We start from the raw sequence: 14,014 nt of genomic DNA, 5'->3' as shown, positions 1-14,014 counted from the left end.
CCGGTTCGGGCAGCGCGGGCGCCTGCGCGCCAATTCCGGCGCGTGGCGCCGCGACGCGCGGCCATTTTTGTTCACGAGGATGAAACCCATGACCTTCCAACCATTGGCCTGCGCCATCGCCATCGGCTTGGGCGCTTGCCTGGCCATGCCGGCGCAGGCAGCGCAGCAGGATGCGTCCGCCACGCAGCACTACAGCCCCGCCCAGATCGCCGCGATGCAGGCACAGATCGATGCCTTGCAGCGCGAGCTGGACAGCATGAAGCAGCACCCGGCGCAGGCTACGGTCGCGACGTCCGCAAAAGCGACGGATGCCGACACGGCAACAGATGGTGCCGAAACGGTGGCGGTGGCCGACACGAAAGCCAAGTCGGACGACAGCCGCCAGGCGGCCGCCAGCGCCAGCAAGGACGGCATCAAGCTGGGTGGCGCGGTGCGCTTCCAGTACAGCCGCGAGGGCTACAACAAGGGCAACCGCAAGCGCCGTGGCGACATGGATTTCGACATCTTCCGGCTCGATCTCAACGGTTCGATCGGCAATGTGGAATTGTCCGCCCAGTACCGCTGGTTCCAGTACATGAGCGCGATCCATCACGCCTGGGTCGGCTACAAGTTCACCGACAAGGACGAAGGCCAGCTCGGCCTCACCCGCGTGCCGTTCGGCAACCAGCCGTTCGACTCGCACAACTATTTCTTCAGCTCCAACTATTACCTGGGGCTGGAAGACAGCTACCAGATGGGTGCGCTGTACGTGCACAGTGGTGATCCGTGGAACGTGCAGATCGGCTTCTTCAAGAACGATTCGATGGGCGGTGTCGACGGCTTCGTCAGCAATCGAGCCGACAGCTACACCTACAACGTGGTGGGCTACCGGTTGCCTGGCGAAGGCAACTTCGACGATCCGGCGCACCCGATCGGCGTGGCCGATACCGGTGCGGCGCGGATGGCCTACACCTTCCGCCCGGGCGAGCACAGCTCGGTCGAGGTGGGCGCGTCCGCCCTGCGCGGCAGCCTGGAAAGCAGCACGCAGCGGGTAGGCCATTACGACGCCGAAGCGCTGCACATGAACACCGACATCGGTCGCTGGAACCTGCAGTTGCAGGCGGCGCGCTATGCCTATCATGTCAACGATGGTGCCGATCGCCTGGCGGTGGGCGCGTACGATTTCTACGATTCCATCGCGGCACGGGCGCACAGCTACACCGGCAACGTGGCCTACAAGCTGCCGGTGTCATGGGGGCCGATCACTGCGCTCACCTTCTACAACGACTACTCGCTGGTGAACCACAAGTCCGGCCACCTGCCGCATACGTGGATGAACATCACCGGCATGTCGATGGCGGCGGGCGGCCTGTTCACCTATTTCGACTTCGTCACCGCACGCAACCAGCCGTTCATCGGCGGCAGCATGGCCGGCAACGGTGGGGTGGAGCATCGCTTCAACATCAACTTCGGGTATTACTTCTAGGGAGAGGGCTTCTGCTCGTCATTCCAGCGACTTTCCTCGCGACAACCTGGAGGTACTGGATCCCGGCCTTCGTACACTGCTATCCGGAATAATTTCGAATACCCGCAGTCGTGCGGTGGCATATGCCGAAATCGGTTTTTGCCCGTCATTCCGGCGAAGGCCGGAATCCAGTGACTGTGTGGCTTGAGCAAGCGTGGTCGTCACTGGATCCCGGCCTTCGCCGGGATGACGAGCACGATAGGTCATCGCCTGCCGATGTGGAGTCACCTCCTTGCTGCATTCCGGGCAAACATCGCCACGCCTTCGTTCCTCGGAGCCATGCCCGGGTTATTCCGGACAGCAGTGAGCTTTCGCTGGGATGACGGCAATCGATGGGCTGGTGGCGCCGAAGTTCGAGTCCCGTGCGAAAGGAATGGCGAGCGGAAGGCCTGGCCTCGGATCACCTCCTCCGTTGACAGCCCGCCTCGGCCGGGCTAGTTTTCTGCTTCTCTCCGACACCAGCGAAAAGGTGACCCGCAGCCATCTGCCGGTCGAGCGTGCGACATGGACACTAGCCGATTCCCCAGCTGATTCCGGTGCCAGGCCTGAGCTTGTCGAAGGGCGCTGTGCGCCCTTTTTTGTTGGCCGGCTTCGGCCCGCCTTTTCCCCGTTCGTCCGCCCGTGCAGGGCGATGCAGCAGACCAGACCGACATGATCCAGATTACGCTACCCGACGGCAGCAAGAGGCCGTTTGAACACCCCGTTTCCGTGCAGGATGTGGCCGCTTCCATCGGCGCCGGCCTGGCCAAGGCCACCCTGGCCGGCAAGGTCGACGGCAAGCTGGTGGACGCCAGTTTCCCGATCGAGCACGACGCCAGCCTGCAGATCATCACCGAGAAGAGCCCCGAGGCGCTGGAGATCCTGCGCCATTCCACCGCGCACCTGATGGGGCAGGCCGTACAGCGGCTGTTCCCGGGCGCACAGGTCACCATCGGCCCGGTGATCGACAACGGCTTCTACTACGACTTCGCTTACGAGCGCCCGTTCACGCCCGATGATCTGCCGAAGATCGAGGCGGAGATGCACAAGATCGTCGAGGAGAAGCTGCCGCTGACGCGCAGCGTGAAGTCGCGCGACGAGGCGGTGGCGTTCTTCCGTGGCCTGGGCGAGACCTACAAGGCCGAGATCATCGAAGGCATTCCGGCCGACCAGGATCTGTCGCTGTATACGCAGGGCGAGTTCACCGATCTGTGCCGCGGCCCGCACGTGCCGAACACCGGCAAGCTGCATTCGTTCAAGCTGATGAAGGTGGCCGGCGCCTATTGGCGCGGCGATTCGAACAACGCGATGCTGACCCGCATCTACGGCACCGCGTGGCTCAACGACAAGGATCTGAAGGCCTATCTGTTCCAGTTGGAGGAGGCCGAGAAGCGCGACCATCGCAAGATCGGCAAGCAGCTCGACCTGTTCCACCAGCAGGAGGAAAGCCCGGGCATGGTGTTCTGGCACCCGAATGGCTGGGCGATCTGGCAGCAGGTCGAGCAGTACATGCGCGGCGTGTATCGCAAGAGTGGCTACCAGGAAGTCCGTTGCCCGCAGGTGCTGGACGTGTCGCTGTGGAAGAAGTCCGGTCATTGGGACAACTACCAGGAGAACATGTTCTTCACCGAGTCGGAGAAGCACACGTTCGCGTTGAAGCCGATGAATTGCCCGGGCCACGTGCAGGTGTTCAACACCGGCCTGCATAGCTACCGCGAGCTGCCGATCCGCTACGGCGAATTCGGTGGCTGCCATCGCAACGAGCCATCCGGCGCGCTGCACGGCATCATGCGCGTGCGTGCGTTCACCCAGGACGACGGCCACATCTTCTGCACCCCCGAGCAGATCCAGTCGGAAGTGACGGCGTTCCACGCGCAGGCGATGCAGGTCTATGCCGATTTCGGCTTCGAGAACATCGACGTGGCGCTGGCGCTGCGTCCGGAAAAGCGCATCGGTGACGATGGCGTGTGGGATCGCGCCGAAGCCGCGTTGCGCGGCGCGTTGTCGGCGGCCGGCGTGAAATGGACCGAGCTGCCGGGCGAGGGCGCGTTCTACGGTCCCAAGATCGAGTACCACATGCATGACTCCATCGGCCGCGACTGGCAGGTCGGCACCATGCAGGTCGATTTCATGATGCCCGAGCGCCTGGGCGCCGAATACGTCGACGAACATTCGCAGAAAAAGCATCCGGTGATGCTGCATCGGGCCATCGTGGGCTCGATGGAGCGCTTCATCGGCATCCTGATCGAGCATCACGCCGGCCTGCTGCCGACCTGGCTGGCCCCGGTGCAGGCGGTGGTCCTCAATATCACCGATGCGCAGGCCGATTACGTCAGGCAGGTGACGCAAGCCCTTGTCGACAAAGGTTTCCGGGTACAATCGGATTTGCGCAACGAGAAAGTCGGCTATAAAATCCGCGAACATACGATGCAGAAAGTGCCTTATCTGCTCGTGGTCGGTGACCGCGAGAAGGAGAATGGCGCGATTTCCGTACGTACCCGTTCAGGCGAGGATCTGGGCAGCATGCCGCTGGCCAGCTTCATCGAGCGACTGGAAACCGACACGCGGCGTTGATGCCGCAGCGGTCATGATTCAAGCGGTGCAGGATGCGCCGCACGCGGTTCGGGCTTGCCCGATCCGTCGGAGCCGATTCCGGGCATATGCCGGAATCGGCTAGCCGAAAGGGCGCAGGAACGCGTTTTCTCGGCATTCTGTCAACACTTCTGGAGGATCGTGGTATCGCTACCACCGACAATAAGGGCAATCGTCGTAACCAAGATATCCGCGTGCCGCGTGTACGTGTGATTGGCGCAGACTCGGAACAGTTGGGCATTCTCACCCGTGACGAGGCGCTGGCACTGGCACAGGAAGCCGGCATGGATCTGGTCGAGATCCAGCCCAATGGCGACCCGCCGGTCTGCCGCATCATGGATTACGGCAAGTTCAAGTTCGAAGCCCAGAAGAAGGCGCAGGCCGCCAAGAAGAAGCAGAAGCAGGTCGAGATCAAGGAAGTGAAGTTCCGTCCGGTCACGGACGTGGGCGACTACCAGATCAAGCTGCGCAACATGCTGCGATTCCTGGAAGAGGGCGACAAGGTCAAGGTCACCATCCGTTTCCGCGGTCGCGAGATGTCGCACCAGGATCTGGGCCAGAACCTGGCCAAGAAGATCCAGGAAGACGTGGGCGATAACGGCCAGGTCGAGTCGTGGCCCCGGCTGGAAGGCCGACAGATGGTCATGATGATCGGCCCCAAGAAGAAACAGTGACGTGAGCGGCGGCCTTCAGGGCCGCCGTTTCGTATGGCCGGCAGTGCCTGCTCGAAGGCTGGGGCGGGCGGGCTGCGGAGCCTGCTGCAGGCTTTGGGCTGTGTTTCGCGAGTACCCATTCCTCATCTCATGCCTCTCCCGAATGGTGAGAGGGAGTAGGGCGCGCGGGCTGGCGTGAGGCTGGTTTCTTCCGTATAATCACCCGTTCGACCCGCCAGGATGGGTCGTGCACCGATGTCGGCAGGAAGGAAAGCGTGGCTCCCGGGTCACCGCCGAATCCGTCAGAAACCGGGGTTCATCCCCACTCATGGAGCATCACCATGCCCAAGATCAAGACCAACCGGGCGGCGGCGAAGCGTTTTCGCAAGACCGCTTCCGGCAAGATCAAGTGCGGACACGCGTTCAAGTCGCACATCCTTACCAAGAAGTCGACCAAGCTGAAGCGTGGTCTTCGTGCCCCGAACCACCTCAAGGCGTGTGACGCCCCGGGTGTGGCTCGCATGCTGCCGTACTTGTAAGGAGATAGACCATGGCTCGTGTAAAGCGTGGCGTCACCGCCCGTCGTCGTCACAAGAAGATCATCGGCCGCGCGAAGGGCTACTACAACGCCCGTCGCAAGGTCTTCCGCGTCGCCAACCAGGCCGTCATCAAGGCCGGTCAGTACGCCTATATCGGTCGCAAGCAGAAGAAGCGTCAGTTCCGCGCGCTGTGGATCGTGCGCATCAACGCTGCCGCCCGTCAGTTCGGCCTGTCGTACAGCCGTCTGATCAATGGCCTGAGCAAGGCCGGTATCACCGTCGACCGCAAGGTTCTCGCTGATATCGCCGTGAACGACATCAAGGCGTTTGGCGCCATCGCCGAGAAAGCGAAGGCCAGTCTGGCCGCTTGATCGTCGGGCGCTACGGCGCCAGCACGATATGATGTAAAGCAAGCGGGGAGAAGGCCAACGCCTTCTCCCCGTTTTTATTTGATAACGTCGCTTTTCGCGTTGGCCTCCTCTTCCCCGTCTCTTGTTGAATCCGGGGGAGAGGATTGAGGTGAGGGGTGGGTGCTCGCGACAACCTGCACCGAAAGCACGCTTCACTCCCGACGCCAACGCAAGAGTGCCCCTCACCCCAACCCTCTCCCCGGAGGGGAGAGGGAGCTGACAGCCAAAGCGGAACTCGCACCGATGGACGATCTGGATAGCCGCATCAGCCAAGCCTTGGCTGACATAGAGAACGCAGCCTCACTCGATGCGCTCGACGCCCTGCGCGTGGGCCTGCTGGGCAAGAGCGGTATCGTCACCGCCGCTCTGAAAGCGCTCGGTGCGTTGGCGCCGGATGAACGCAAGGCGCGCGGTGCCGAAGTAAACCGGGTCAAGGATCGTCTTGCCGAGGCCCTCGCCACGCGCAAGGCAACGCTGGAGCAAGCCGAGCTGGACCGCCGGTTGGCTTCCGAGACGATCGATGTCTCGCTGCCTGGCCGCGATGGCGAGCGCGGCGGCATCCATCCGATTACCCGCGCGCTGGAGCGCATCGCGTCGATCTTCGCGCGGCTCGGCTACCAGCGTGTCGACGGCCCGGAAATCGAGGATGACTGGCACAACTTCGAGGCGCTGAATTTCCCGCCGCACCATCCGGCACGCGCCATGCACGACACCTTCTATTTCGGCGACGGGCGCCTGCTGCGCACGCATACCTCGCCGGTGCAGATCCGTTCGATGAAGGGACGCCAGCCGCCGATCCGCATCATCGCGCCGGGCAAGGTCTACCGCAGCGACTCGGACCAGACCCACTCGCCGATGTTCCACCAGATCGAGGGCCTGCTGGTCGACGAGACCTCCAGCTTCGCCGACCTCAAGGGCACGCTGGCCGAGTTCGTGCGCGCGTTTTTCGAGCGCGATTTCGAGATGCGACTGCGCCCCAGCCATTTCCCGTTTACCGAGCCGTCGGCCGAAGTGGACATCCGTTGGGAGGCCGAGGACGGCAGCTCGCGCTGGCTCGAGGTGCTGGGCTGCGGCATGGTGCATCCGAACGTGCTGAAGAATTGCGGCATCGATCCCGAGCGCTATACCGGCTTCGCTTTCGGCTTGGGGGTGGAGCGCTTTGCCATGCTCCGCTATGGCGTTTCCGACCTGCGCGCGTTCTTCGAGAACGACCTGCGCTTCCTCAAGCAGTTCGCATAAGCCGGCAAGGAAAACCACGATGAAATTCTCCGAGAACTGGCTGCGCGAACTGGTCGAGATCAAGGCCGATCGTGCCCAACTGGCCCATGCGCTGACCATGGCCGGGCTGGAAGTGGAAGAACTCACGCCGCTGGGCGAGAGCCTGGACGGCGTGGTGGTGGCCGAGATTGTGGCCGCTGAAAAGCATCCGCAGGCCGATCGTCTGCAGGTGTGCAAGGTCGATGCGGGGCAGGGCGAGCCGTTGCAGATCGTCTGTGGCGCGCCGAACGCACGCGTGGGAATCAAGGTGCCGCTGGCCACGGTCGGCGCCAGCTTGCCGGGCGGGATTGCAATCAAGGCCGCGAAGCTGCGCGGCGTGGAATCGTTCGGCATGCTGTGTTCGGCGAAAGAGCTGGGCATCGACAACGATGCTTCCGGCCTGCTCGAATTGCCGGCGGATGCGCCGGTCGGCCAGTCGCTGGCCGCTTACCTGGGACTGCCCGACGCCAGCATCGAGCTGAATCTCACGCCCAACCGCCCGGATTGCCTGGGCATGCTGGGTCTGGCCCACGACGTCGCCGCGCTGTTCGACAGCCATGTGAAGGTGGGCGAGCAGCCTGCCGTCGCGGTGACCGGCCACGCGCAGCGCGGCATTCGCCTGGAAGCCGGCAAGGATGCGCCGCGTTACCTGGGGCGCATCATCGAAGGCATCGATCCCGCCGCGCGCACGCCGTTGTGGCTGGCCGAGCGCCTGCGCCGTGCCGGCCTGCGTCCGATCAGCGCCGTGGTCGACGTCGCCAATTACGTGATGCTGGAGCTGGGTCAGCCGCTGCACGCCTTCGACAACGACAAGCTCGAGGGCGACATCGTGGTGCGTCATGCGCGTGCGGGCGAGACGCTGAAGATCCTCGACGGTAGTGAAGCGAAGCTCGACCCGGGTTTCGTGCTGATCGCCGACCAGAAGGTGGCGCTGGCCGTGGCCGGCGTGATGGGCGGATACGATTCGCGGGTGACCGACGCTACTCGCAACATCTTCCTGGAAGCCGCGCATTTCGCACCAGCCGCGATCATGGGTCGTGCGCGCAAGCTCGGGCTGCATACGGATGCGTCGCATCGCTTCGAGCGCGGCGTCGATCCTGAACTGCCGCGTCGCGCGCTGGAGCGGGCCAGCGAGCTGTTGCTGTCCATCGCCGGTGGCAACGCCGGGCCGATATCGATGGCCGAGAACCTGGCCGACTTGCCGCCACCCGCGCCGGTCGCGCTGCGCAGCGCGCGGCTGGCCCGCGTATTGGGCGTGGCCGTGCCCGATGCCGAGGTGGCGCGCATCTTCACCGCGCTGGGCATGCAGGTCACGACGACGGCCGAGGGCTGGCAGGTCGTGGCGCCGAGCAGCCGTTTCGACATCGTGCGCGAGGAAGACCTGATCGAGGAAGTGGCGCGGATCTTCGGCTACGACAATATCCCCACGGCCACGCCGGCCGGCGCGCTGACCCTGGCAGTCGAGCCCGAGGCACGCATTGGCGAACTGGCTCTGCGCGAGCAACTGGCGGCGCGCGGCTATTACGAGGCCGTGAACCTGTCCTTCGTGCCGGCCGAGCTGCTGGCGCGTTGGGGTTTCGACGACGGACTGGTGGCGTTGGCCAATCCGCTGTCGGCGGACCTGGCGGTAATGCGCCCCGCCTTGCTGCCGGGCCTGGTCGAATCGCTGCGGCACAACCGTGCGCGGCAGCAGGAGCGCGTGCGTCTGTTCGAAGTTGCGCGGGTGTTCGCGGCGGGCGATCCGCCCGTCGAAACGCCGAGCCTGGCCATCGTCGCCAGCGGCACCGCGCGCGCCGAGCAGTGGGGCGAGCCGTCGCGCGCGCTCGACTTCTACGACCTCAAGGGTGATCTGGATGCCATGATCGCGTGGGGTGGCGAGCCACGGCGCTGGAGCCTGCAGACCGACGACTTGCCGGGCTGGCTGCATCCTGGTCGCAGTGCGCGCGTGTTGCGCGACGGCGTGACGGTGGGTCATCTCGGTGCGCTGCATCCACAGCTGGCCAAGGCGCTGGACCTGGGGCCGGACGTGCATGTGCTGGAGGTGGCCCTGGAGCCATTGCTGACCCGTCGCATGCCGCAGGCAAGGGCGGTGCCGAGGCACCCGTCGGTGCGTCGCGACATTGCCGTGGAATTGCCTGAACAGGTGAGCTGGTCACGGATCGAGCAGACCGTTCGGAGCACGCTGGGCGAGCTGCTCAAGGAAGTGCGCCTGTTCGACCGTTACAGCGGCAAGGGCGTCGAAAACGGGCGCAAGAGTGTCGCTATGGGCTTGATTTTACAGGACGCTTCACGCACCCTTACCGACGACGATGCAGATCGTTGCGTGCGCGATGCAGTCGCGGCGCTGGAGAAAACATGCATGGCACGGTTGCGAGGATAAGATGGCGCTGACCAAGGCGGAGATGGCCGAGCGCCTGTTTCTCGAGGTGGGCCTGAACAAGCGGGAAGCCAAGGAATTCGTGGACGCCTATTTCGAGGTGGTGCGCGAGGCTCTTGAGCACGGCGAGCAGGTGAAGCTGTCCGGTTTCGGCAACTTCGACCTGCGTCAGAAGAACCAGCGTCCGGGGCGCAACCCCAAGACTGGCGAGGAGATCCCCATCTCCGCCCGTCGCGTGGTAACGTTCCGACCCGGGCAGAAACTCAAGGTGAGAGTCGAAAGCTATGCTGGACCAAGGGAATAACACCGAGCTGCCTGCCATCCCGGCAAAACGCTACTTCACCATCGGCGAAGTCAGCGAATTGTGCGGCGTGAAGCCGCACGTGCTGCGCTACTGGGAACAGGAATTCCCGGCGCTGAATCCCGTCAAGCGCCGCGGCAACCGCCGCTACTACCAGCGTCACGACGTGCTGATGATCCGCCAGATCCGTTCGCTGCTGTACGACGAGGGTTTCACCATCACCGGCGCCCGCGCCCGGTTGGAAGGCCCGCAGGCGCGCGTGGAAGCGAGCATGTCGCACCAGATCGTGCGCCAGGTGCGCATGGAACTGGAAGAAGTGCTGGGCCTGCTGCGTCGCTGAGCGACGCGATCGACGCGGAGTCTTCCGCAAGTGTTTCGCGAGCTGCTAAACTCGCCAACTCGCCGTGTTTCGTCGGGGCGTAGCGCAGCCTGGTAGCGCATCTGCCTGGGGGGCAGAGGGTCGTCGGTTCGAATCCGGCCGCCCCGACCAATTCGGTGTTGTCAGACAACTTGGAATGTCACACGAACCGCGCCTTGGCGCGGTTTTTTGTCATGGGTCTGTCAGGCACTTTATGGCTATCCCCTGGATCGAGCCGGATCGTTCGGCTGACATGCCGGGCGGGACTTCCGTCGTTCGTCATGACGGGAAAGTCGCGAACGCGTGACCTGCCATCCCAACGGCTGCCGCGTTGTCGTAAGCCCGGCATTGGCGCCCTTGTCGCGGCCGGGCCGAGTACCTGAAACACTCGTGTATTTGCGGAGGGCGTGCTCGGTCACGCCTGGCTTGGCGTGTACAGCGAATTCCAGGTCATCAATGTCAGGGCGTCGACCAGCGCGTTGAATTGGGCCGGCGTGCAGTGGCCCCGTCGAACGCCATTACCTGCCGGGTATTGCAGCGCTGAACCTGGTTCTGCATGACGCGCTGGCCGGCGGTGGTCCGGCATCGCCGCGCATGGATCCGCTGGGCAAGGGCATGGCACAGATGCTGCTCGACTTGACGATCAAGGTGCCGCAGTCGATCGCAGCCGAGCTTTAGGACGCCCGGAAAGGAAGGCGCGAGAGCGCTTGGGTGCCCATGCTGCCGCAGCGCGCGTTTCAGCGCGCTGCGGCTGGTCACTCTCGATGATCAGTACAGTACGCGGCTGCGCAGCGTGCCCGGGATGGTGGCGAGCTTTGCCTTGAGCTCGTCGGCCTGATCCTCGCCGGCACTGACGTCGATCACCACGTAGCCCACTTCCGCGTCCGTCTGCAGGAACTGCGCATCGATGTTGATGTTGCCGGCGGAGAACAGTTCGTTGATGCGCGACAACACGCCCGGCACGTTCTTGTGGATGTGCAGCAGGCGGCGGCTCTTCGGGTGTTCGGGCAGCGATACCTCGGGGAAATTCACCGCCGACAGGGTGGAGCCGTTGTCGCTGTAACGCACCAGCTTGCTGGCCACTTCGATGCCGATGTTGTCCTGCGCCTCCAGCGTGCTGCCGCCGATATGCGGGGTGAGGATCGCGTTGTCCAGGCCGACCAGTGGCGACACGAACGGGTCGTCGTTGCTTTTGGGTTCGGTCGGGAACACATCCACCGCGGCGCCGGCCAGGTGCTCGGAACGCAGCGCTTCGGCGAGTGCCTCGATGTCGACCACGCTGCCGCGAGAGGCGTTGATCAGCACCGCGCCCTTGCGCATGGCGGCGATTTCCCGTGCGCCAAACATCATCTTGGTGGACGGCGTTTCGGGGACGTGCAAGGTCACCACGTCGGAACGCTGCAGCAGGTCCTGCAGACTGGCGGCGGCGCGGGCGTTGCCCATCGACAGCTTGGTTTCCACGTCATGGAAGATCACGTGCATGCCCATGCTTTCGGCCAGCACGCCGACCTGGGTGCCGATATGGCCGTAACCGATGATGCCCAGTACCTTGTCGCGCGCCTCGTAACTGCCGTTGGCCGATTTGGCCCAGCCGCCGCGATGGCATTGCATGCTCTTCTGCGGAATGCCGCGCAGCAGCATGATGGCTTCGGCGATCACCAGCTCGGCCACGCTGCGGGTGTTGGAGTAGGGCGCATTGAATACCGGAACACCAAGCCGCTCGGCCGTGCCCAGGTCGACCTGGTTGGTACCGATGCAGAAGCAGCCCACCGCAATCAGCCGGCGCGCATGTTCCAGCACGTCGGCGGTCAACTGGGTACGCGAGCGGAGCCCGACGATATGCGCCTCGGCGATGCGCTCCTTCAGCTCGTTTTCCGGCAGCGATTTCTTGTGGTACTCGATCTGGCTGTAGCCGGCACGCTGGAAGACATCCACTGCGGTCTGGCTTACGCCTTCCAGCAGCAATACCCGGATGTCTTGCTTGGGAAACGAGGTCTTCATGGCGGTTCCTTGGCGAACGATACCTACACTATGCCAGAAATGTGGCGCTGCAACACTGGACGTTTGGACATCCAAATGGCAGTCTGGTCATAACGACGATGGAGTAGCCATGACCACCCCCCTGACCGACCTTGCCCGCCGCCTGCCCGGATTGCGCCTGCTCACCGATGCTGGCGACCTGGAGCACTACGGCCGCGACTGGACTCGCCGCTGGACGCCCGCGCCGCTGGCGATCGCCTTGCCGGCGACCATCGAGGAGGTGCAGGACATCATGCGCTGGGCCAACGAGCGCCACGTGGCGATCGTGCCTTCGGGCGGCCGTACCGGGCTTTCCGGTGGTGCGGTGGCGGCGAATGGCGAGCTGGTGCTGAGCCTGGCGCGGATGAACCGCGTGCTGGGTTTCGATGCCGTGGACCGGACCCTCACGGTGCAACCGGGTATTGCGCTGGAAGCCGTGCACACCGCCGCCCGCGAGCACGGGCTGATTTACCCGGTGGATTTTGCCTCGCGCGGCTCCTGCTCGATCGGCGGCAACATCGCCACCAATGCCGGTGGCATCCGGGTGATCCGCTATGGCAATACGCGCGAGTGGATCGCCGGGCTCAAGGTGGTGGCCGGCAATGGCGAGCTGCTGGAACTCAACCGTGGCCTGGTCAAGAACTCCAGCGGCTACGACTTCCGCCACCTCCTGATCGGCTCGGAAGGTACGCTGGGCATCGTGGTGGAGGCGACACTGAAGCTCACCAATCCGCCGCCGTCGTCGCAGGTGATGCTGTTGGCGTTGCCGGATCTGGATGCGCTGACGCAGGTATTTGCGGCATTCCGCGCGAAGCTTTCGTTGCAGGCCTTCGAGTTCTTCACCGACGTGGCGTTGAAGCATGTGCTGGCGAACGGTGCACAGCGCGCCATCGATGGCGAGCATCCGTATTACGTGGTCACCGAGTTCGATGCCGTCGACGAGGCGTCGCAGGAACGTGCGCTGGAGGTCTTCGGCCATTGCGTCGAGAAGGGCTGGGTCAGCGATGGCGTGGTCGCGCAGAGCGAGGCACAGGCCGCCGCGTTGTGGCGCCTGCGCGAAGGCATCACCGAGAGCCTGGTGCCGTACAAACCCTACAAGAACGATGTGTCGCTGCGCATCGGCGAAGTGCCGGCGTTCCTGCGCGTGATGCCGGCACGATTGGCGCAGGAGTACCCGCAGCTCGAAGTGGTGTGGTACGGCCATATCGGCGACGGCAACCTGCACATCAACGTGCTGAAGCCTGCCGACATGGCTGACGCGGATTTCATCGCACAGTGCGAGCGGGCGACCAAGCTGCTGGCGGCCACGCTGAAGGAGCATGGCGGCAGCATCTCGGCCGAGCACGGCATCGGCCTGGTCAAGCGGCCGTACCTGGAAAGCACCCGCAGCGTGGCGGAAATCGCGCTGATGCGCGGCGTGCGCAAGGTGTTCGATCCTAACGGCATCCTCAATCCGGGCAAGGTGTTCGTCGACGCGTAGCCGCCTGCGTAGCCGTCTGCGTTGCCACCACGGTGCGACTCGATGCTTCGAGGTCGAGCATTGCCATTCCAGCGCAAGCTGGAACCGGGGGCTCTGACTCCGTGGCGCAGGGCACTGGATTCCAGCCTTCGCTCACTGCTGTCCGGAATAATCCTGGGATGTCCTTCGAGAGTGAATACCTGCGCCGCTTGCGCGAGATGCAACAAGGGAGCGACTCCATTTCTGGCAGCGACCACCTCTCCGGCTCGTCATCCCGGCGCAGGCCCACTGCTGTCCGGAATAAATTCGCTAGTCCCCGACTCGTTCAGTCTCATGTCGAGCGGACTCATGCGAACAGCCCGGGTTGCCACGGTTCGCCGGGGTGGACGGTCTTTCGTCGCCGGTCGCGTCTACGTCCCGGCACCGCGCTGACCGGGCGTTGGAACAAGCCGGCGCGGAGCTCGGCAAGAAAGAGCCACAGCGTGGTGGCCGAGGTGCTGGCGCGATGGGCCAGCGCCACCAGCAGATAGGCCACCAGGGCGGTGAGGATCTGGATCTTCACCGCT

General features: G+C 64.1%; 13 protein-coding genes and 1 tRNA gene. 12 read left to right on the top strand and 2 right to left on the bottom strand.

The window, feature by feature from the left end:
* Positions 1-88: 88 nt before the first annotated feature.
* From BMY90_RS14750 to BMY90_RS17590, 11 genes are all read left to right on the top strand, one after another.
* The gene (locus BMY90_RS14750; protein ID WP_092705000.1) at positions 89-1,465 is read left to right on the top strand and encodes a porin family protein; all 1,377 of its coding nucleotides are present in this window, start codon (positions 89-91) and stop codon (positions 1,463-1,465) included.
* Positions 1,466-2,155: 690 nt separating this feature from the next.
* Positions 2,156-4,057, top strand: coding sequence for a threonine--tRNA ligase (thrS, locus tag BMY90_RS14745; protein ID WP_092705038.1), 1,902 nt, complete (start codon positions 2,156-2,158; stop codon positions 4,055-4,057).
* A 164-nt stretch (positions 4,058-4,221) separates the two neighbouring features.
* Positions 4,222-4,749: a translation initiation factor IF-3 gene (gene infC / locus BMY90_RS14740; RefSeq protein ID WP_425438668.1), complete on the top strand. Its 528-nt coding sequence runs from the start codon at positions 4,222-4,224 to the stop codon at positions 4,747-4,749.
* Between the two features lie 320 nt (positions 4,750-5,069).
* Positions 5,070-5,267, top strand: coding sequence for a 50S ribosomal protein L35 (gene rpmI, locus BMY90_RS14735; RefSeq protein WP_008213504.1), 198 nt, complete (start codon positions 5,070-5,072; stop codon positions 5,265-5,267).
* An 11-nt stretch (positions 5,268-5,278) separates the two neighbouring features.
* Positions 5,279-5,638: a 50S ribosomal protein L20 gene (rplT, locus tag BMY90_RS14730; RefSeq protein WP_008213502.1), complete on the top strand. Its 360-nt coding sequence runs from the start codon at positions 5,279-5,281 to the stop codon at positions 5,636-5,638.
* Positions 5,639-5,920: 282 nt separating this feature from the next.
* Complete coding sequence (gene pheS / locus BMY90_RS14725; RefSeq protein ID WP_092704999.1) at positions 5,921-6,916, top strand: phenylalanine--tRNA ligase subunit alpha; 996 nt, start codon at positions 5,921-5,923, stop codon at positions 6,914-6,916.
* A 19-nt stretch (positions 6,917-6,935) separates the two neighbouring features.
* On the top strand, positions 6,936-9,314 hold the full coding sequence (pheT, locus tag BMY90_RS14720) for a phenylalanine--tRNA ligase subunit beta (RefSeq protein ID WP_092704998.1): 2,379 nt from the start codon (positions 6,936-6,938) through the stop codon (positions 9,312-9,314).
* 1 nt (position 9,315) lies between these two features.
* Positions 9,316-9,615, top strand: coding sequence for an integration host factor subunit alpha (gene ihfA / locus BMY90_RS14715; RefSeq protein WP_008211825.1), 300 nt, complete (start codon positions 9,316-9,318; stop codon positions 9,613-9,615).
* A complete protein-coding gene (locus BMY90_RS14710) occupies positions 9,596-9,952 on the top strand; it encodes a MerR family transcriptional regulator (protein WP_008211824.1) in 357 nt (118 codons plus the stop codon). The genes ihfA and BMY90_RS14710 overlap by 20 nt, the downstream gene beginning before the upstream one ends.
* Positions 9,953-10,025: 73 nt before the next feature.
* Positions 10,026-10,102 (top strand) — tRNA-Pro (locus BMY90_RS14705).
* A gap of 351 nt (positions 10,103-10,453) precedes the next feature.
* On the top strand, positions 10,454-10,648 hold the full coding sequence (locus tag BMY90_RS17590) for an AtuA-related protein (protein ID WP_425438667.1): 195 nt from the start codon (positions 10,454-10,456) through the stop codon (positions 10,646-10,648).
* A gap of 90 nt (positions 10,649-10,738) precedes the next feature.
* On the opposite strand, the gene serA is transcribed toward BMY90_RS17590, so the two are convergent.
* Positions 10,739-11,971, bottom strand: coding sequence for a phosphoglycerate dehydrogenase (serA, locus tag BMY90_RS14700; protein WP_092704997.1), 1,233 nt, complete (start codon positions 11,969-11,971; stop codon positions 10,739-10,741).
* Positions 11,972-12,080: 109 nt separating this feature from the next.
* On the opposite strand from serA, the gene BMY90_RS14695 reads away from it, so the two are divergent.
* Positions 12,081-13,469 (top strand): FAD-binding oxidoreductase, encoded by a 1,389-nt coding sequence (locus BMY90_RS14695; RefSeq protein WP_092704995.1) that lies wholly within the window; start codon positions 12,081-12,083, stop codon positions 13,467-13,469.
* Positions 13,470-13,794: 325 nt separating this feature from the next.
* On the opposite strand, the gene BMY90_RS17270 is transcribed toward BMY90_RS14695, so the two are convergent.
* Positions 13,795-14,014: hypothetical protein (locus BMY90_RS17270; protein WP_217638584.1), on the bottom strand; the 220-nt coding region annotated here is incomplete at its 5' end.

It is taken from the genome of Rhodanobacter glycinis, from assembly GCF_900114325.1.
Taxonomy (GTDB): domain Bacteria; phylum Pseudomonadota; class Gammaproteobacteria; order Xanthomonadales; family Rhodanobacteraceae; genus Rhodanobacter_A; species Rhodanobacter_A glycinis.
This window is presented reverse-complemented; position numbering and strand designations above follow the sequence as displayed.